The sequence below is a fragment of the Pseudomonas sp. BN414 genome (genome assembly GCF_029871275.1).
GTDB classification, from domain to species: Bacteria; Pseudomonadota; Gammaproteobacteria; order Pseudomonadales; family Pseudomonadaceae; genus Metapseudomonas; species Metapseudomonas resinovorans_C.
The window spans coordinates 20,406-38,514 of the sequence record NZ_SSOL01000033.1; the positions used below are offsets into that span (position 1 = coordinate 20,406).

The following is an 18,109-nucleotide window of genomic DNA, read 5'->3' on the forward strand; positions in this document are numbered from 1 at the left end:
CAACAATAATGAACGACAGCACCTACAAGCGGATTCAAGAGAATCCGCGTTTTCAGGAACTGGTTTCCAAGCGAGAGCGCTTCGCCTGGATCCTCTCCGCAATCATGCTCGGCCTTTACCTGGCCTTCATTCTCCTGATCGCTTTCGAGCCACAAGTGCTCGGCACCCGCATCAACCCTGATTCTCCTGTCACCTGGGGTATCCCGATCGGTGTCGGTCTGATCCTGTCCGCCTTCGTGCTGACCGGCATCTACGTACGTCGTGCCAACGGCGAGTTCGACCGTCTCAACGTGGAAATCCTCAAGGAGGTCCAGTAATGATCGCGCGCATCCTTGCCGTGCTCGGCCTGATGGTCGTGGCGCCCGCCCTCTGGGCCGCCGGCGCCATCGAGGGCGATGTCCAGCGCCAGCCGCTGAACGCCTCGGCCATCGTCATGTTCGTCGCCTTCGTCGGCGCCACGCTGTACATCACCTACTGGGCGTCCAAGCGCAGCAAATCCGCTGCGGACTTCTACACCGCCGGCGGCAGCATCACCGGCTTCCAGAACGGCCTGGCGATTGCCGGTGACTACATGTCCGCCGCGTCCTTCCTGGGTATTTCCGCCCTGGTATTCACCTCCGGCTACGACGGCCTGATCTACTCCATCGGCTTCCTGGTGGGCTGGCCGGTGATCCTGTTCCTGATCGCTGAACGGCTGCGCAACCTCGGCAAGTACACCTTCGCCGACGTGGCCTCCTACCGCCTGAAGCAGAAGGAAATCCGCACGCTGTCCGCCAGCGGTTCCCTGGTGGTGGTGGCCTTCTACCTGATCGCCCAGATGGTGGGTGCCGGCAAGCTGATCGAGCTGCTGTTCGGCCTCAACTACCACGTCGCCGTGGTCCTGGTCGGTATCCTGATGGTGCTCTACGTGCTGTTCGGCGGCATGCTGGCGACCACCTGGGTACAGATCATCAAGGCGGTGCTGCTGCTCTCCGGCGCGTCCTTCATGGCGATCATGGTGCTCAAGCACGTCAACTTCGACATCGCGACCCTGTTCAGCGAAGCCATCAAGGTTCACCCGAAAGGCGAGGCGATCATGAGCCCCGGTGGCCTGGTGAAGGACCCGATCTCCGCGATCTCCCTGGGCCTGGCGCTGATGTTCGGCACCGCTGGCCTGCCGCACATCCTGATGCGCTTCTTCACTGTCAGCGATGCCAAGGAAGCCCGTAAATCGGTGTTCTACGCCACCGGCTTCATCGGTTACTTCTACATCCTGACCTTCATCATCGGCTTCGGCGCCATCCTGCTGGTCAGCACCAACCCGGCCTTCAAGGACGCTACCGGTGCCCTGCTGGGCGGCAACAACATGGCGGCGGTGCACCTGGCCAACGCCGTAGGCGGCAGCCTGTTCCTGGGCTTCATCTCCGCCGTGGCCTTCGCCACCATCCTGGCGGTGGTTGCCGGACTGACCCTGGCTGGTGCCTCGGCTGTGTCCCACGACCTCTACGCTTCCGTGTTCAAGAAGGGCAAGGCGAGCGAGAAGGACGAGCTGCGCGTATCGAAGATCACCACCGTGGTGCTGGGCTTCGTGGCCATCGGTCTTGGCATCCTGTTCGAGAAGCAGAACATCGCCTTCATGGTGGGCCTGGCCTTCTCGATTGCCGCCAGCTGCAACTTCCCGGTGCTGATCCTCTCCATGTACTGGAAGAAGCTGACCACCCGTGGCGCCATGATCGGCGGCTGGTTGGGCCTGGTCACCGCAGTGGGTCTGATGATCCTCGGCCCGACCATCTGGGTACAGATCCTCGGCCATGCGACCGCGATCTACCCGTACGAGTACCCGGCGCTGTTCTCCATCCTTGTGGCCTTCGTCGGTATCTGGTTCTTCTCCATCACCGACAAATCCGCTGCCGCAGACGAGGAACGCGCGCGCTTCTACCCGCAGTTCGTACGTTCCCAGACCGGCCTGGGCGCCAGTGGTGCAGTCGCCCACTGATCCCTGGCTGGTACGCAAGACCATGGGGCAGCCTTCGGGCTGCCCTTTTTCATTTGGACTCAGGGCTAATGTAGGAGCGAGCTTGCTCGCGAAAGATCGTGCGCGGACCCTTCGCGAGCAAGCTCGCTCCTACAAGTTTTGGCAGGCGCAGAGCGGGCGGCTAGATCATTCCTAGCAGCATCAGCACGACCACGATGACCAGCAGTACACCGACCATGCCGGATGGGCCATAGCCCCAGTTACGGGAGTGGGGGAAGACTGGCAGGCCGCCAATCAGCAGCAGGATAAGGATGACGAGCAGCACAAGGGTGATCATGGGCAATGGTCCTCGGTATCTGGGATTGCCAAGCGCACGTCGCGTTATCGTTGGTGGCAGATTGACGTGCCTGTAATAACCGACTGACCACCTTTCGTGATGGTTCAAGGAAAACGACCCTGTGGATGACTCGCCATGAGCTACCGGATCGCCGCTGATGCCGTACTGCTGCTGCACCTGGCCTTCATTCTCTTCGTGGTGCTGGGCGGGCTGTTGGTGCTGAGGTGGCCGCGCCTGGCACTGCTGCACCTACCGGCGGTGGCCTGGGGCGCCACGGTGGAGTTCCTTCATCTGATCTGCCCGCTCACGCCGCTGGAGAACCGTCTGCGCCTGGCGGCGGGGGAGCAGGGTTACAGCGGCGGATTCATCGAGCATTACCTGGTGCCGATGATCTATCCGGCTGGACTGACACCGGCCATCCAGCTCTGGATCGGCGCCTTCGTGCTGCTGCTCAACCTGGTGCCCTATGGGCTGCTGGCGATGAGGCTGTTGCGGCGCCACTAGCGGCGTTTGCCCTCATCATTCAGCGCCGTGATTTACGGGTGGCGGAATTATGGCCTTCGCTACACTGCGGCTCATCTACCGCACAAGCAGAAAGGCACCTCACCATGCACAACCGCATCATGATCACCGGCGCCGGTTCCGGACTCGGTCGCGAAATCGCCCTGCGCTGGGCGCGCGAGGGCTGGAAGCTGGCCCTGTCCGACGTCAACGAAAGCGGCCTGGCCGAAACCCTCAAGCTGGTCCGCGAAGCCGGTGGCGATGGCTTCACCCAGCGCTGTGACGTTCGCGACTACAGCCAGCTCACTGCCTTCGCCCAGGCTTGCGAAGAGAAGCTGGGCGGCGTCGACATCATCGTCAACAACGCGGGCGTCGCCTCGGGCGGCTTCTTCGAGGAGCTGTCCCTGGAAGACTGGGACTGGCAGATCGCGATCAATCTGATGGGCGTGGTCAAGGGGTGCAAGGCCTTCCTGCCGCAGCTGCAGAAGAGCAAGGGCCGCATCGTCAACGTCGCTTCCATGGCGGCGCTGATGCAGGGCCCGGCCATGAGCAACTACAACGTCGCCAAGGCTGGCGTGGTGGCCCTGTCCGAGAGCCTGCTGATCGAGTTGAAGGAAGAGGGCGTCGGCGTGCACGTGGTCTGCCCGTCGTTCTTCCAGACCAACCTGCTGGACTCCTTCCGCGGCCCGACCCCGGCCATGAAGCAGCAGGTGGGCAAGCTGCTGGAAAGCTCGCCGATCAGCGCCGCTGAGATTGCCGACTACATCTTCCGGGAAGTCAACGCCGGCACCTTCATGATCCTGCCCCACGAGCAGGGCCGTATGGCCTGGGCGGTGAAGCAGAAGAACCCGCAGGCGCTCTACGACGAGATGGCCAGCATGGCGGCCAAAATGCGCGCCAAGCATCACAACGCCTGATATGACCTGCTGCGCGTCGGAATAACTGCGTTGGGAATGGCTTCGGGCTTGCTCATTTACAGCACGTAAACTCCGCACCCTCAGCCATGACGCGCTGCGCTCGCCCTGCGGGCCAGCCTTCGGCAGTTACTCCGCTTCGCTACGTTTCCCGCCTTGTTCTTCTCTAGCTCGCTAGGTCATGGCTGATTGTTTGGAATTGGCTGTCCAATCGGTCAGCTTTCGCTGCGTTCGGGGTTGCCCGGCGGCGGATCGGGGGAGTAGGGTTGCTCCCCCGGCCTGCCCGCCAACCCGGATGGTTCCATCGTGAAACCCCTTTCCCGTGCGCTGCTGATGCTGGCGCTGGTACTGGCCGCTATCAACCTGCGGCCCGGTATCACTTCCCTTGCCCCCTTGATCGAACGCATCGCCGATGAGCTGGCGCTCAGTCGCAGTCTGATCAGCCTGACCACCGCCCTGCCGGTGCTCTGCATGGGCTTGCTCGCGCCCCTGGCGCCGCAGCTGGCGGTGCGTTACGGCCTGGAGCGGGTGATCACCGTTTGCCTTGGCCTGATCGGCGTTGCCTTGCTGGCGCGCCTAGGCAGCCATGCCAGCAGCGTGCTGATCGGCAGTGCCGTGGTGATGGGAGCCGGTATCGCCGTAGCCGGCCCGCTGCTGTCCGGTTTCATCAAGCGCCATTTCCATGATCAGGTCGGCCGGGTGGTCGCCTGGTACTCCCTGAGCATGACGATTGGCGGCGCTGCCGGCGCGGTGCTGACGCCGCCGGTTACCCAGTTGCTGGGGGACCAATGGCATCTCGGACTGGCCTTCTGGGCCGTGCCAGCACTCGGCGCCCTGTTGCTCTGGCTGATGGTGCCGAATCGCGCCGAGACCGCCAGCGAAGCGGGGCAGGGCGGACTGCCCTGGGGCGAACCGCGAGCCTGGCTGATCACCGCTTTCTTCGCGCTCCAGGCCGGCCTGTTCTATGCCCTGACCACCTGGCTGGTGGCGCGCTACCACGAGGCCGGGCTCAGCCTGCTGCGCAGCAACAGTCTGTTCAGCCTGTTCATGCTGGTGGGGTTGCCCAGCGCTTTCGTCCTGCCCTGGCTGGCCCAGCGCTTCGACAACCGCTACCAGTTGCTGCTGGTCTGTGGCCTGGTCAGTACGGTCTGCCTGGGGATGATCTGCTTCCAGCCGACGCTGCTGCCGGAAGTCTGGGCGGGCTTCCTGGGGCTGGGCCTCAGCGGTTCGTTCGCATTGTCCCTGGTGCTGCCGCTCTATGAAGCGCACACGCCGCTGGCGGTGAGTCGCTGGACAGCGATGATGCTGTTCGCCGGCTACGGGATGGCCAGTTTTGCGCCCGTCCTGGCCGGTTTCGGCCGTGATATGGCGGGGAGTTACCAGGTGCCTTTCATGGTCATCACCGCACTTGCCCTGGTGATGTGCGCATTGGCCTGGCTGCTCGGTCGCAGGCCGGCCTGAAGACTTCGACGCAATTCCTTTCTCCCGTGGCAGTCCTGTGTTAGAAGGCTGCCACTGTTTTACTGGAGTGCCCGCGTGGAGTCCGAATCCATCGTCTATGGTTGCATCCGCGACTGGCCGTCGCTCGACGATCAGGAACACCGCCTGCGCCGCGAGACCAACCGTCGAGTGCTCGACAACCTGCCCAGCGGGGAGGCCTGGCCGTTCCTCGGCCGCGAGATGTTCTCCTGCTGCGAGCACCCCGGCGAAGGGCTCTTCCGCACCCAGGTGATCCATTTCGGTGCCAGCTACCCGGCGATTGAATACGAGTGGAGCCTCTGGGTGAAAGCCTTCGAAGGGCTACTCAAGCAGCTCTACTGGAGCAGTGCGGTGGTCCATCTGGAAACCGAGCTCAACGGCATCCACACCTTCCGCTGGGAAAGCGAGCAGGGCTTCCACAGCCCCCAGGAAGACAACTTGCGTGTGCGTTGTGCCTGGGAGCGTGAAGGCGGCGTACACGGCTGACAACGGGATCGGTCCACCTCGCAGGGAAAACATCGATGCTCAATTACCTGTGGTTCTTCCTCGCCGCGCTCTTCGAAATCGGTGGTTGCTACGCCTTCTGGCTGTGGCTGCGAATGGGCAAGAGCGCCTGGTGGGTCGTGCCCGGCCTGCTCAGCCTGACCCTCTTCGCCCTGCTCCTGACCCGTGTGGAAGCCGCCTACGCAGGCCGCGCCTATGCGGCTTACGGCGGTATCTACATCGTCGCCTCGCTGCTCTGGCTCGGCATCGTCGAGCGCACCCGGCCGCTGGCAAGCGATTGGCTGGGGGCCGCGCTCTGCGTAGTGGGCGCAACCATCATCCTGCTGGGGCCGCGCTTCTCGCAAAGCTGATGGACGGCCGGGCCGTGATTCGCGGGATACGCAGTCGCGTGCCAGTATTTGCGGACAGCGCCTCCACCAGGGAAGGGTTTGATGAAACGCGCCTGGCCGCTCCGCTTCTATCTCGTGCTCTTCATGAGCCGAGCAAGACCCTGGACCAGGCCCTGGCGATCATGCGAAATATGTGCGAGCAGGGCCATCTCGACCCCGACCTGTTCAGCCTGCTGCTGCGTTCCGGTGCCTGCCTGCGGTATGCCGAACGCTACCTGCCTGACGACCTGCCTACACCTGAAGCGCTACTGCGTTTCGTTCCGGACAACCGTGTCCAGGTGTGATTCCCGCAACGCAGATTGTGCCAACCTTTTCCCTGCAGGCACTGTCGAATCGCTCAGGATCGTCCGGAAAACAGTCGTTGCGAGTCTTCGCGTAACGACGTCATTCAGGTGGAGGATGCTGAATGAAATTGCCGTCATCAGGGACAGTGGCGTTTGTCCTGGTGGTGCTTTCATCGCTCCTCCTGGCGTGTACGTCACTGCCCCGTATCAATCCCGACATGGTCCACTCACCCGAGGCGCAAGTGCAGGTCGACGGTGCCCATGGCCCGCTTTCGGAGGCCCGCAGCAAGGCCGTTCTGGAACGACTCAAAGCCTCCGGGATGGAGACCAATATCTTCGACTTGCACCTGGCGATCGAAGAGGCTCTGGTCGGGAGCCCGCTGACCGCCGGTAACAAGGTGGAGTTGCTGCAGGATGGGCCGGACACGTATAAATCCATGTTCGAGGCCATAGAAGGCGCTCGCGACCACATCAACATGGAGACCTACATTCTCGAAGGCGATGAGGTGGGGCAGCGCTTCGCCGACAAGCTGATCGCCAAGCAGCGCAGTGGCGTGCAGGTCAATCTCATCTACGACAGTGTCGGCAGCCTGGGCACTTCGCCGGAGTTCTTCGACCAGTTTCGCCGGGCCGGCATTCGCCTGGTGGAGTTCAACCCGGTCAATCCCATGACCGCCAAGGCCGGCTGGGAACTGAACCAGCGGGACCACCGCAAGTTGCTCATTGTCGATGGACGCATCGCCATCCTGGGTGGCATCAACATCAGTGGCGTGTATTCCGGCGGCTCCTTCGGCTCCGGTACCGAGCCGCCACCGAGCGGAGACCTGCCCTGGCGCGACACCGACCTGCGCATCGAAGGGCCGGTTGTCGCCGATCTGCAGAAACTCTTCATTGCCACCTGGGACGGGCAGAAAGGCGGCACCCTAGCACCCAGACACTACTTCCCGCCCATCCAGCCGTCAGGCAAGGAAGTGGTGCGCGCCATCGGCAGTTCGCCGGATGAACCCTACAGCCAGATCTACGCCACCCTCATCTCCGCATTGCACAGCGCGCAGAGCGAGATCTGGCTCACCAGCGCCTACTTCGTGCCGGACCCACAGTTGCTCGACGCCCTCAAGGCCGCGGTGAACCGTGGCGTCGACGTGCGTCTGGTGGTGCCCAGCAGTACCGACTCCTGGCTGGTGTTCCATGCCGGGCGGGCCTACTACAAGGAGCTGCTGGAGTCAGGCGTACGCCTCTACGAGCGCAAGGACGCCCTGCTGCATGTGAAGGCGGGGGTGATCGATGGTGTCTGGTCGACGGTGGGCTCCACCAACCTGGACTGGCGCAGCTTCCTGCACAACCAGGAAGTCAACGTGGTGGTGCTGGGGGCGGATTTCGGCGAGCGCATGCGCAAGGCCTTCCTGGAAGACGTGAAAGGTTCGCAGGAGCTGACCCTGGACTCCTGGAAGCGTCGTCCCATCCGCGCCCGCGTCGGTGAACGTATCGGGCGCGTCTGGGAGTACTGGCTTTAGCCGGGTTAGCCGTCAGGGCTGCTGGGTCGAGTGGCCGGCCGGTTGTTGCCAGGCACAGATGTCCAGGCTGGCGCCGCGCTGCAACAGGCGTGGGGCCTGGTCGGAATCCACCAGCTGGGAACGGCCTTTGCTGCACACCAGGATGCGTCGCCCCTGATAGGCCAGGTCAGTGAGGATCTGGCCCCAATGCCGGTACTGCACGTCGTGGCCTTCTCCGGGATAGAGACGTTCGGCGGCTACGTTGGGGAAGCGGCTTTTCCAGAATTCCGCGTGTGCCGGGGTCACCGTGGCATCGGCGAGTCCGTAATACAGGAACACCGGGGCGTAGACGGCGGAAAGGTCCGCTACCGGCTGGTCGCAGTACAGGCGGAGTTCATGGGTCAGGGGCGCCATGTCGAAGCCCTTCGAGCCTTTGGCGTAGTAGAACCGCGCACCTTCATCAGCTGCTTCGTCGAGGAAACCATGGATGCGGTTCACCGCCGTGTTCGGTCCCAGGTCCCACCAGACCGAGGGCACATCGTAGTGGCCGGCGAGATAGGCCTCGGCTACCTGCTGATCACTCAGGGCGCAGCGAGCGGGAGTCGCCATCACGCCTTCGGTCTGCGAGAAGGCTGCGGCCATGTGCACCGAGCGCACGCGAGACGCCAGGCCGGAGGCGATCTGTGCCACGTAGGGACCGCCGCCTGAGATCGCCACCAGGGAGAAGCGGCTCACGTTCAGGTGATCGAGCAGGGCGGCTACCTCATCGGCGTATGACTGGTAATTGCCTGCGGGGTCGAACGCGGTCTGGCCGAAACCATTGCGTTCCAGCGTGATGAAGCGCAGGTCCAACTGCTCGCGCAGGCTGCGCAGGAAGTCGGTGAGGGCAAGCACCCGTCCACTGGTGCCATTACCACCGACCAGCACCACGGGCAGGCCATCGCGCGGGCCCTCATCCAGGTAGTGGAGCGTCTTGCCCTTGCCATCGACCCAACTCTGCATCGCCGGCCCCATGGAGTCGAAGCTGTTCTGCACCTGAATAGGCCCGGATGCGTGCGCGGCTCCAATGGCCAGCACCCAGGAAAACGCCAACGCCAATCCATTTCGGTAAACGCTCATGTGCACCTTCCTTCTTGTTGTTGGTGGTCCTGCCCGCATCGCCTCGGTTAGGGGGGGCGAGCAGGCCAAGTCTAGGGAAGGGCGCGTGATGATTTTTGATGCGGTTCGACGCTTTGTTTAAGTGGGCCGACCTTTTCAGTGTGTCTGTTCGGGGGGATCAGGCAGACGATTCGCCCGGACGACGCTGTTCTTCCCTTACGCGCTGGAAGGCGGCTTCGTGGAGGGCCTGGGCATCTGCCAGGAGCAGTCCGAGGGCGGAGGCCAATCGTGCCGTTTCCTGGGCCAGGGAGCTGGTGCGGCTACCGGATTCGATGATCCGCAGCAGGTCGCCCAGGGCGCTCATGCGTTGGTTGGCGGCTTCGAACAGGTGCGCGGAAGGTGCCCGCCCGTTGATGAACAGGACGTCTTCGTAGGGCTGGGATTGTGGCAGGAGCGGCGTGAAGCTGGTGGTGGGCAGTCGCCGGGAAGGGAGATCGGCAGCCGTGCGAGTGTCTGTCTGCGTAGCGTGTGGGGTGTGCATATCCTTGCTTCCTCGCGTGGTAGAGCTACCGACCTTGTTGTCACGACTCCTTTAAGGGCGGCGGGCCGTGCAGGGGTCGCAAACCGGTTACGCGAGGAAAACCCGGCAAGGCTTAAGCCTTCCCTGCACAGCCCACCATGGCGCTTGCGCGTGAGGTGGACGTGGCCTGCGTGAAGTTCGGGTTGCGACTCCCGGTCGCGGTTCCAACCGCGATGGCCAGGGACTTTAGCCATGGGCTGTGTAGGCGCTCAAGGCGAATGTCCTGTGTGAAATTTCTTATCGAAAGCGCCTGGTGGGCGACGGGGATATCAGCAGGATCGACCTGCATCGAGATCGTGCACAGCTATCCCGCGAACTAGAGCGGTTTAACCTGGGTTCGGCGATTTTGCCGACGAAATGCCGGTCGTTTTTCTATGTTCTGTCATCTTTTCGTAGCAAAGCTTCTACACTCTGACCTCAGAGCTTATTGGTGCTCTGCTTTGTTTTGGGTCGCCCCGTGGCGGCCTTTTTTGTGCCCGCCGTTCAGGACTGACAGATCTGTCGCTGGTACTGAATAATCGCCGCTTCATCGCCTGCCACGTCGCATTCAAAAAACGATCAGCCTCATATGAATCAATCGGATAGCTCGCTTGCATAGGCGGGTTTGGCTGTTGCCGGTCCTTTGACGCCGCCCTGCGCTCCAACTACTACTGACTTACCCCCAACTGCGGGGGCGGATGAATCCGGCAGAAGTTTGCTGAAGGAGACGGCCATCGCCGTGATTCTGCTGGATTCGCGCGCTCTTTTGATGGATCAGGTGCAAGCGAGGCAGCGCAATGGGCTATCTGACAAAGAGGTCGTTCACGTCAGCGCCCTATGCGCGGCGTGGAACTTCGCTCCTTCCGCTGGCGGTCTGCGCCGTTCTTGCGTTGCTGGGCACAGTCGTCGCCATCGCTGAAACACCCCCGCGCAATGACAAGTGGCTGGAGCCGGCACGCTCACGCTTGCTGGAAGACAAGGACGGGATGCCGTTCTTTCCCCATCGGGCCAACACGCCAAACAATGCCGTGCTCAATGCAGGTGACTTTGATGACGCGCAGGTCTGCGGCGCGTGCCATGACGAGATCTACCGGCAGTGGCGTACATCGATGATGTCCCACGCCTGGGAAGAACCCATCTACCGAGCGCTACTGCGACACGCCAGCGAGGCCACCGAAGGACGTGTGGATAACTTCTGCACCGGCTGCCATACCCCCATCGGCCTCACCACGGGTCAGATCAACTCGACGGTCAATCGCGCATCCGTGGAATTCACCGCCGAGCACAACCCCATGCCCGGCGTGGACTGCGAGACCTGCCACAACATCAGTGCCCGCACCGGCCTGGATAACGGTGCCTATGTCCTCAGTCCGCGCGCCCACGGCAAACCGACCAAGTTCGGCCCCCGCAGCGACGCCACGTCGCCCTATCACGACACCGTTTATTCCGACCTGCACACCCGTTCCGACTTCTGCGCCACCTGCCACAACGTCACCCATCCGTTCAGCACGGTGGCCGTCGAGCGGACCTATGACGAATGGCTTGAAAGTCCCTACAGCTTCAACGGCCAGACCTGCCAGAGCTGCCATATGCCGGGCTTCGCCGGCAAGGCGGCGATCATGGGGCCGGAGCGCGCGGACGTTGCTTCCCACTGGTTCACCGGCGCCAACGCAGCGGTGCTGGAGTACCTGGGCCAGAAAGAGGCGGCGCAGCGCGCCCGCGAGTACCTGGCCAAGGCGGCCGAGATCAGTTTCGAGTCGGTTCCTGAGCACCTGGTGCCGGGGCAGGAGGTTTCGGTGCGGGTGAAGGTTGCCAATGTCGGGGCAGGGCACAAGCTGCCCACCGGTTTCCCCGAGGGCCGTGAAGTCTGGATCGACTTCCGTGCCGTGGACGCAGCAGGTCACGAGTTCTACCGGCTGGGTGCGGTTCGCGACGGCGCCACCGAGCCCGACACGCGCAACTTCAAGGTTCACCTGGGCGACAAGGATGGCAAGGAGCTGGACATCGAGGTCTGGAACGCCACCCAGATCCTCTCGGACAACCGCATCCTGCCCAAGGGCTACGACGTCCGCGAATTCTCCTTCGTGGTGCCGGCGGATGCGGTGGCTCCCGTCACCCTGACTGCAGAGCTGAACTACTGGCCATTCTCGCAGCGCCTGGTGGATTACCTGCTGGGCGAAGGCAAGCTGAAAGTGGAAGTGACGCGGATGGGCCAGGTGGTGCGCAGCTTGCCGTTGGGCGCAGCCGTGCAGGCGGCGAAGTTGTAACCCAGGCTGACCTGCGATGGTGGGCTGAAGCCCACCCTACGGTTGGCCATGTGCCGATGCCAGGCTCTGTAGGGTGGGCCGGGCGGCGTTCCGCTTCAGCCCACCAGCGATTGAAATCGCCCCCACAGCATTAAGCGTTACTCCTCCAGCCACTCCTTGGGCACGTCCAGCTTGAGCATCAGTTGGCAGAGCTGGCTTTCGGGGTCGTAGACGATGACCGCTTCGCCTTTCTTCAGCGCCTTGCGCACACGCTCGACGCGGGTTTCCAGCGGAGTGTCGTCGCCATTGTCGGTGCCTTCGCGGGTGACGAAGTCCTCGATCAGGCGGGTCAGGGTGTCGGCTTCGAGCAGGTCAAAGGGAATGAGCATCGGGGTATCTCCGGCGGGGGCGGAATGCTAACGCCGCCGCCGGACGCCGTCATCCATCCACGCTCTGGCGCTGGATGAAACGTTCGAGGGTGGCGAACAGCAGCGCGCTGTCCAGGGGTTTGCCGAGAAAGTCGTCCATGCCCGCGTCGGCACCGGCCTGGCGATGCTCCTCCAGGATATGCGCGGTCAGGGCGACGATGGGCACTGGCAGCCAGTTGCGGGCGCGTTCCAGCTTTCGAATCTGCCGGGTGGCCTCGAAACCGTCCATTTCCGGCATTTCGCAGTCCATCAGGATCAACTGGATACCTTCCGGGTCGCGCTGGTACTCGTCCACCGCCGCCACGCCGTTGGCGACGGTGCGCACCAGATAACCGCGCTTCTTGAGGAAACCCTGCACCACCATCTGGTTCACCGGATTGTCTTCGGCCACCAGGATGCACGGCGTTGCACTCACCCGGCGACGCTCATCCTGCTGCTGGGTTCGTTCTTCCAGGCGCCGCTCGCGGTACAGCTCCTGCAAGGTGTCGCGCAACTGCGCCAGGGTCAGCGGTTGGGCCACCGCCCGAAGCCGCAGGCCGGTGCCCATAGGCAGGTTCTGGCAGTACTCCGGCGGGCAGATCAGCATGATGCGCTGGCCCTGCTCCAGGTGCGGGCGCAGCCGGTCCATCCAGCGTTCCGGGTCGCCGGGCCAGGGCGCTTGCAGCACGAGCAGGGGCGGTACGGCGAAGTCCTCCAGATGCTGGAGCAGCCTTTCCGGGTCCTGGCAACGCTCGCAACGCATGCCCCAGCGCCCGAGCAGACGCCCCAGGGCATCCAGGCCGAGGGCGTCCTGGCAGGCGATCAGGGCGGTACGGCCATCGAGCAGCTGGTTCAGCTCATCGGTCCTGAACTCGCCGGGCTGCAACGGGATGTCGAAGCTGAAGCGGGTGCCCACATGGAGCGTGCTTTGGACTTCGATGTGACCACCCATCATTTCCACCAGCTCCTTGCTGATGGCCAGGCCCAGGCCGCTGCCGCCAAAGCGACGGGTCGTGCTGGAGTCGCCCTGGGCGAAGGAATCGAACAACTGGGTCAGGGCTTCGGGGCGGATGCCGATGCCGCTGTCACTGACGTTGAACACCAGGCGCGAATGACCATCGGCCTTTCGGCGCAGGGAAAGGTGGAGGGCGACATGGCCCTCGGCGGTGAATTTGAGGGCATTGCCCAGCAGGTTCATCAACACCTGCTTGAGCCGTGTCGGGTCCCCGAGGACGCGCCGAGGCACGCCGGCGTCCAGGCTCAGGTGCAGGCCTAGGCGCTTGTCCATGGCCTGGGCGGTGAACAGCCCGAGGGTTTCCGAAACCAGGTCTTCCAGGTCGAACTCGATGTGCTCCAGCTCCAACTTGCCGGATTCGATGCGGGCGAAGTCGAGGATGTCGTTGATCACCGCCATCAGCGCGGTGCCGGAGCTGGAAATGGTGTCGACATAAAAGCGCTGGCTGCGATCCAGCGGGGTTTCCTTGAGCAGTTGCAGCATGCCCAGCACGCCATTGAGCGGGGTGCGGATTTCATGGCTCATGGTGGCCAGGAAACGGCTCTTGGCCTGGTTCTCGAAGTCCGCTTGCTCGGCGGCCTGGCGGGAGCGGTAGCCTTCCTCCTTGAGCGTGTTGATGCGGTCGGCGAGACCGATGGACAGGGTGATCAGCTCGATGGTGACGCCGATCTTCACCACCGTGGCGCCGAACAGCCCGAGCACTTCGACGCCGAGGGAGCCGGTGGTGATCTGGATGAAGGCGAACAGCAGCACGCCCCAGGCCAGGGTGTAGTAGGAGCCGTAGCGCAGGCCCTTGCGCCAGACATACAGGCCGGTGAGCAGCAGGAAGGCGGAGATGGCCGATACAGTGAGGCTGGCGAGGATATTCCAGTTCTGCAGGCCGATCAGCGGCGCGCTCAGCAGCGCCACCAGGGTTGCGATCATCAGCCCTTGCAGCACCTTGTCGAGGCGCGGGAAGTGCAGGCCGGTGTGGAGGAAGTGACGGCTGAACTGCAGCGCCGTCAGGCAGTGCAGGTACATGAAGATGTAGATCGCCACCGATTGCAGCACGACGTGGTCGGGCAGCAGCTTGAACAGCATGCCGTCGAAGCAGGCGGCGAGCAGGCCGACGTTGAGGTTGTAGGCCAGATACCATAGGTAGGCCGGTTCCCGCAGCGACAGGTAGAGGAACAGGTTGTAGAAGAACATGGCGAAGAGCACGCCATAGAAGGCCCCGTTGAACCCCATGAGGTTCTCCTGGGCCGCGGCGCTGGCATCGAAGGTGCTGAATACCAGCGGCACGAAGATGGTGCTGGTGCTTTCCACCCGCAGGATCAGCGTGCTCTGCCCGGGTTCGACGTGCAGGGGGAACCAGAAGTTGCGCACCTGCACCGGACGCTGGGAGAAGGCGAAATGGTCGCCGGTCTCCTGCGCCTGCACCTGGCCGTCGGGCGTGAGGTAGTAGAGGCGGAGGTTGTCCAGCAACGGGTAGTTGGCTTCCAGGTAGCCGTCCAGCGTATGGGCTCGGCGGTTGTCCAGGTGCACCTTGAACCACCAGACCGAACCATTCTTGCCGAGGTTGGCCTGCTCGCCACGCACCGGCTGGAAGGCCGGGTCGGGGAGATTGCGGACCTGTTCCAGGTCGAGTTCGCCCCTCGGGTCTTCGAGGTAGCCGACCCAGTGGCCGAGGGAAAGGCGTAGCTGATCCTGATCGAGGGGCACGGCCTCCAGTGCGGAGGCGGGCCGGCAGACCAGGAACAGGAGCAAGGCCAGACCGAGTGCGACAGTTTTCACACAGCCTGAGAGGTGAAGCATGGGTGACCACCCGCGTTGTTATTCGTCCTTTGTCTCTCTACGAAAGGTAGTCGAGGGGCGGGGAAACCAGGCAGAAACCGATGTTCGACATGGCCTCATCGCATCCGCGCAACCTTCGTAATGAGCATAGGTGGCACTTTGCTCCTGGCGGGATCGCCCTTCAAGGGCCGGCGTCACCCTTTCCCACAAGACTTTCCACGGTCGGGACGCGCGTCTCGCTCTCCATCTGCGCGTCGTGTTCCAACTGGTGGCTGAAGGGTTCGAGGGATTGCTGGCTGGTCACCGCGTCGCTGGCGAACACCGGCGGGCTCATCAGGTAGGCGCCGAGCAGCCGGGTCAGGGCCTCCAGGCTGTCGATATGGGTGCGCTCGTAGCCGTGGGTCGCGTCGCAACCGAAGGCCAGCAGGGCGGTGCGGATGTCATGCCCGGCGGTGACCGCCGATTGCGCATCGCTGTGGTAGTAGCGGAACAGGTCGCGGCGCAGCGGGATGGAATGCTCGTCGCCCAGTTTCAACAGATGCCGCGAGAGATGGAAATCGTACGGGCCACCGGAATCCTGCAGGGCCACGCTGACCGCATGTTCGCTGGAGTGCTGGCCGGGGGCGACCGGCGCGATGTCGATGCCGACGAATTCGCTGACGTCCCACGGCAGTGCAGCAGCGGAACCGGAACCGATCTCCTCGGTGATGGTGAACAGCGGATGACAGTCGATGGGTGGCACCAGGCGTGCTTCGGCGATGCCCTTGAGGGCGGTGAGCAGGGCGGCGACACCGGCCTTGTCATCCAGGTGACGGGCAGTGATATGCCCACTCTCGGTGAATTCCGGCAAGGGGTCGAAGGCGACGAAATCGCCGATCGAAACACCCAGGCTTTCGCAGTCGGCCCGCGTAGCGCTGTAGGCATCCAGGCGCAGTTCGATGTGGTCCCAACTGATGGGCAAGCTGTCCACCTGGGTGTTGAACGCGTGCCCCGACGCCAGCAAGGGCAAGACGCTGCCGCGCAATACGCGGCTGTCGCAGAACAGGCTCACGCGACTGCCTTCAGCGAAGCGACTGGACCAGCAGCCAACGGGGGCCAGGGCGAGCCGGCCGTTGTCCTTGATCTCGCGGACGATGGCGCCAATGGTGTCGAGGTGCGCCGACACGGCGCGGTCAGGGCTGTTCTGGCGTCCCTTGAGCGTGGCGCGGATGGTGCCGCGCCGGGTCAGTTCATAGGGAATGCCGATTTCGTCGAGGCGCTCGGCCACGTAGCGCACGATGGTGTCGGTGAATCCTGTGGGGCTGGGAATGGCGAGCATTTCCAGCAGCACTTGTTGCAGGTAGGCGAGGTCGGGTTCGGGGAGTCTCTTGCTCATGACATCTCCTTGGCGTGGACCTTGGGACCGGCCGGAATGGTCAGGGCGCTCGCGTCAGCGGGAACAGCAGGTCGATGAAACACTCCGCCACGGGCTGCGGTTGGTGGTTGGCCAGACCCGCCCGCTCATTGGCTTCGATCAGCACGTAGTCCGGCTGTTCGGCGGAGGACACCAGCAGGTCCAGGCCGACCATCGGGATTTCCAGCGTGCGTGCGGCAAGGATCGACGCGTCGGCCAGGGCCGGATGCAGGGTCGCGGTGACGTCTTCCAGGGTGCCGCCGGTGTGCAGGTTGGCGGTGCGGCGCACGACCAGGCGGGTGCCGGCGGGCAGGACATCGTCATAGGTGTAGCCCGCCGCGCGCAGGGTGCGTTCGGTTTCGGCGTCCATCGGGATACGGCTTTCACCCTGGGTGGCGGCCTGGCGTCTGCGGCTCTGGTGTTCGATCAGCAGGCGCAGCGTTTGCTGGCCGTCGCCCATGACCTCGGCGGGGCGGCGGATAGCGGCGGCCACGATTTCGTAGTTGATCACCACCACGCGCAGGTCGGAGCCTTCGTGGCAGCTTTCCAGCAGCACACGGCTGTCGAAATGTTCGGCGGTGGCGATGGCAGTCTTCACTTCGTCCAGGGTTCGCAGGTCGACCGCCACGCCATGGCCCTGCTCTCCGTTCACCGGCTTGACGACGATGCTGCCGTGTTCGGCCAGGAAGGCGGCATTCGCCTCGTCGCTGCTGGCCAGGCACTGGAACGGCTGCCTGATCCCCACGCGGGCTAGCGCGCGGTGGGTGAGCTGCTTGTCCTGGCAGAGGGTCATGCTCACGGCGCTGGTGAGGTCGGTGAGAGATTCACGGCAACGGATGCGCCGGCCACCGTGATTGAGGGTGAACAGCCCGCCCTCGGCATCATCCACCTGCACTTCTATGCCCCGGCGCAGGGCTTCGTCGACGATGATGCGCGCGTAGGGATTGAGCTTCTCTTCCGGGCCGGGGCCGATGAACAGGGTCTGGTTGATGCTGTTCTTGCGCTTCACGGCGAAGGTGGCCAGCTCACGGAAGCCGAGCTTGGCATAGAGCGCCTTGGCCTGGCGGTTGTCGTGCAGCACCGACAGGTCGAGGTAGTTGAGCTCGCGGCTCATGAAGTGTTCCACCAGATGGCGCACCAGGGCCTCGCCGACGCCGGGGCGGCTGCACTGCGGGTCCACCGCCAGGCACCAGAGGCTTGAGCCGCCTTCCGGGTCGTGGAAGGCCTTGCGGTGATTCAGGCCCATGACGGCGCCGATCACCTGGTTGTCGCGTTCATCCTCGGCCAGCCAGTAGACCGGTCCGCCGAGGTGGCGTGGGGTGATGGCGTCCTGGTCCACCGGGAGCATGCCGCGGCACCGGTAGAGCTGGTTGACCGCCTGCCAGTCGGCATCGCTCTGGGCGCGGCGGATGCGGAAACCCCGGAAGCCCCGGCGCGCCGGGCGGTAGTCGGGGAACCAGAGACGCAGGGTGTCGGACGGGTCGAGGAACAGTTGCTGGGGTGCCTGGGCCAACACTTGCTGGGGCGCGGCGACGTAGAGGGCGATATCGCGCTCGCCGGGCTGCTCGGCCAGCAGTTCGCGGGCCAGGCTGGACGGGTCGGGGAAGGTATGGCCGAGCAGCAGGCGGCCCCAGCCGCAGTGGAGTATCTGCGGTTCCTCGTGAGGCTGCTGGTGGCCTTCGGCAAGCTGGGCCTGAAGGCGCTGATAGGAGGGCGCCTGGCCACGCAGGAGGCGCTGGCTGTGCAGGGTATGGGCTTTCATC

The 18,109-nt window shown here is 63.8% G+C and carries 17 protein-coding genes; 10 read left to right on the forward strand and 7 right to left on the reverse strand.

All coding sequences use genetic code 11. From position 1 onward, the window contains the following. The first annotated feature begins 8 nt into the window (after positions 1–8). Both E8E95_RS05085 and E8E95_RS05090 read left to right on the forward strand, forming a co-directional pair. Entirely contained in the window at positions 9–317 is a 309-nt protein-coding gene (locus tag E8E95_RS05085; protein ID WP_179062222.1) for a DUF485 domain-containing protein, read from the forward strand. Next, positions 317–1,975, forward strand: coding sequence for a cation acetate symporter (locus E8E95_RS05090; protein WP_280348636.1), 1,659 nt, complete (start codon positions 317–319; stop codon positions 1,973–1,975). Before E8E95_RS05085 ends, E8E95_RS05090 begins: the two co-directional genes overlap by 1 nt. A 160-nt stretch (positions 1,976–2,135) precedes the next feature. Here the strand turns inward: E8E95_RS05090 and E8E95_RS05095 are convergent, their stop codons facing one another. After that, complete coding sequence (locus E8E95_RS05095) at positions 2,136–2,291, reverse strand: DUF3309 family protein (protein ID WP_280348637.1); 156 nt, start codon at positions 2,289–2,291, stop codon at positions 2,136–2,138. A gap of 135 nt (positions 2,292–2,426) precedes the next feature. Here E8E95_RS05095 and E8E95_RS05100 point away from each other — a divergent pair, with 135 nt between their 5' ends. From E8E95_RS05100 to cls, 7 genes are all read left to right on the forward strand, one after another. After that, positions 2,427–2,795, forward strand: a complete 369-nt coding sequence (locus E8E95_RS05100) for a DUF2784 domain-containing protein (RefSeq protein ID WP_280348638.1) — start codon at positions 2,427–2,429, stop codon at positions 2,793–2,795. A gap of 104 nt (positions 2,796–2,899) precedes the next feature. After that, on the forward strand, positions 2,900–3,709 hold the full coding sequence (locus tag E8E95_RS05105; RefSeq protein WP_280348639.1) for an SDR family oxidoreductase: 810 nt from the start codon (positions 2,900–2,902) through the stop codon (positions 3,707–3,709). A gap of 303 nt (positions 3,710–4,012) precedes the next feature. Further along, positions 4,013–5,167, forward strand: coding sequence for an MFS transporter (locus E8E95_RS05110; RefSeq protein WP_280348640.1), 1,155 nt, complete (start codon positions 4,013–4,015; stop codon positions 5,165–5,167). Positions 5,168–5,242: 75 nt separating this feature from the next. Next, positions 5,243–5,671, forward strand: a complete 429-nt coding sequence (locus E8E95_RS05115; RefSeq protein WP_280348641.1) for a hypothetical protein — start codon at positions 5,243–5,245, stop codon at positions 5,669–5,671. 35 nt (positions 5,672–5,706) lie between these two features. Further along, the gene (locus E8E95_RS05120; RefSeq protein WP_280348642.1) at positions 5,707–6,039 is read left to right on the forward strand and encodes a YnfA family protein; all 333 of its coding nucleotides are present in this window, start codon (positions 5,707–5,709) and stop codon (positions 6,037–6,039) included. Positions 6,040–6,200: 161 nt separating this feature from the next. Further along, complete coding sequence (locus tag E8E95_RS05125) at positions 6,201–6,362, forward strand: hypothetical protein (protein WP_280348643.1); 162 nt, start codon at positions 6,201–6,203, stop codon at positions 6,360–6,362. 122 nt (positions 6,363–6,484) lie between these two features. Next, positions 6,485–7,876, forward strand: coding sequence for a cardiolipin synthase (cls, locus tag E8E95_RS05130; RefSeq protein WP_280348644.1), 1,392 nt, complete (start codon positions 6,485–6,487; stop codon positions 7,874–7,876). Positions 7,877–7,888: 12 nt separating this feature from the next. Here the strand turns inward: cls and E8E95_RS05135 are convergent, their stop codons facing one another. Together E8E95_RS05135 and E8E95_RS05140 are read right to left on the reverse strand one after the other, a co-directional pair. After that, positions 7,889–8,974: an alpha/beta hydrolase gene (locus E8E95_RS05135; protein ID WP_280348645.1), complete on the reverse strand. Its 1,086-nt coding sequence runs from the start codon at positions 8,972–8,974 to the stop codon at positions 7,889–7,891. A 157-nt stretch (positions 8,975–9,131) separates the two neighbouring features. Then, positions 9,132–9,494 (reverse strand): hypothetical protein, encoded by a 363-nt coding sequence (locus E8E95_RS05140; protein WP_280348646.1) that lies wholly within the window; start codon positions 9,492–9,494, stop codon positions 9,132–9,134. Between the two features lie 815 nt (positions 9,495–10,309). Here E8E95_RS05140 and E8E95_RS05145 point away from each other — a divergent pair. Continuing rightward, positions 10,310–11,779 (forward strand): multiheme c-type cytochrome, encoded by a 1,470-nt coding sequence (locus E8E95_RS05145; RefSeq protein WP_280348647.1) that lies wholly within the window; start codon positions 10,310–10,312, stop codon positions 11,777–11,779. Between the two features lie 137 nt (positions 11,780–11,916). On the opposite strand, the gene E8E95_RS05150 is transcribed toward E8E95_RS05145, so the two are convergent. The 4 genes from E8E95_RS05150 to ngg all read right to left on the reverse strand — a co-directional run bounded on the left by E8E95_RS05150 (position 11,917) and on the right by ngg (position 18,108). Beyond that, positions 11,917–12,147 (reverse strand): YheU family protein, encoded by a 231-nt coding sequence (locus E8E95_RS05150; RefSeq protein ID WP_280348649.1) that lies wholly within the window; start codon positions 12,145–12,147, stop codon positions 11,917–11,919. A gap of 49 nt (positions 12,148–12,196) precedes the next feature. Further along, the gene (locus E8E95_RS05155; protein ID WP_280348650.1) at positions 12,197–14,974 is read right to left on the reverse strand and encodes a hybrid sensor histidine kinase/response regulator; all 2,778 of its coding nucleotides are present in this window, start codon (positions 14,972–14,974) and stop codon (positions 12,197–12,199) included. Between the two features lie 160 nt (positions 14,975–15,134). Then, complete coding sequence (locus E8E95_RS05160) at positions 15,135–16,328, reverse strand: osmoprotectant NAGGN system M42 family peptidase (RefSeq protein WP_280348651.1); 1,194 nt, start codon at positions 16,326–16,328, stop codon at positions 15,135–15,137. A 40-nt stretch (positions 16,329–16,368) separates the two neighbouring features. Beyond that, positions 16,369–18,108, reverse strand: coding sequence for an N-acetylglutaminylglutamine synthetase (gene ngg / locus E8E95_RS05165; protein WP_280348652.1), 1,740 nt, complete (start codon positions 18,106–18,108; stop codon positions 16,369–16,371). Position 18,109: the final 1 nt, after the last annotated feature.

Excerpts from the sequence above, each read along its gene's own strand:
- E8E95_RS05085 (WP_179062222.1), top strand. The coding sequence starts at position 9 with ATGAACGACAGCACCTACAAGCGGATTCAAGAGAATCCGCGTTTTCAG.
- E8E95_RS05090 (WP_280348636.1), top strand. The coding sequence starts at position 317 with ATGATCGCGCGCATCCTTGCCGTGCTCGGCCTGATGGTCGTGGCGCCC.
- E8E95_RS05095 (WP_280348637.1), bottom strand. The coding sequence starts at position 2,291 with ATGATCACCCTTGTGCTGCTCGTCATCCTTATCCTGCTGCTGATTGGC.
- E8E95_RS05100 (WP_280348638.1), top strand. The coding sequence starts at position 2,427 with ATGAGCTACCGGATCGCCGCTGATGCCGTACTGCTGCTGCACCTGGCC.
- E8E95_RS05105 (WP_280348639.1), top strand. The coding sequence starts at position 2,900 with ATGCACAACCGCATCATGATCACCGGCGCCGGTTCCGGACTCGGTCGC.
- E8E95_RS05120 (WP_280348642.1), top strand. The coding sequence starts at position 5,707 with ATGCTCAATTACCTGTGGTTCTTCCTCGCCGCGCTCTTCGAAATCGGT.
- E8E95_RS05125 (WP_280348643.1), top strand. The coding sequence starts at position 6,201 with ATGCGAAATATGTGCGAGCAGGGCCATCTCGACCCCGACCTGTTCAGC.
- cls (WP_280348644.1), top strand. The coding sequence starts at position 6,485 with ATGAAATTGCCGTCATCAGGGACAGTGGCGTTTGTCCTGGTGGTGCTT.
- E8E95_RS05135 (WP_280348645.1), bottom strand. The coding sequence starts at position 8,974 with ATGAGCGTTTACCGAAATGGATTGGCGTTGGCGTTTTCCTGGGTGCTG.
- E8E95_RS05140 (WP_280348646.1), bottom strand. The coding sequence starts at position 9,494 with ATGCACACCCCACACGCTACGCAGACAGACACTCGCACGGCTGCCGAT.
- E8E95_RS05145 (WP_280348647.1), top strand. The coding sequence starts at position 10,310 with ATGGGCTATCTGACAAAGAGGTCGTTCACGTCAGCGCCCTATGCGCGG.
- E8E95_RS05150 (WP_280348649.1), bottom strand. The coding sequence starts at position 12,147 with ATGCTCATTCCCTTTGACCTGCTCGAAGCCGACACCCTGACCCGCCTG.
- E8E95_RS05155 (WP_280348650.1), bottom strand. The coding sequence starts at position 14,974 with ATGCTTCACCTCTCAGGCTGTGTGAAAACTGTCGCACTCGGTCTGGCC.
- E8E95_RS05160 (WP_280348651.1), bottom strand. The coding sequence starts at position 16,328 with ATGAGCAAGAGACTCCCCGAACCCGACCTCGCCTACCTGCAACAAGTG.
- ngg (WP_280348652.1), bottom strand. The coding sequence starts at position 18,108 with ATGAAAGCCCATACCCTGCACAGCCAGCGCCTCCTGCGTGGCCAGGCG.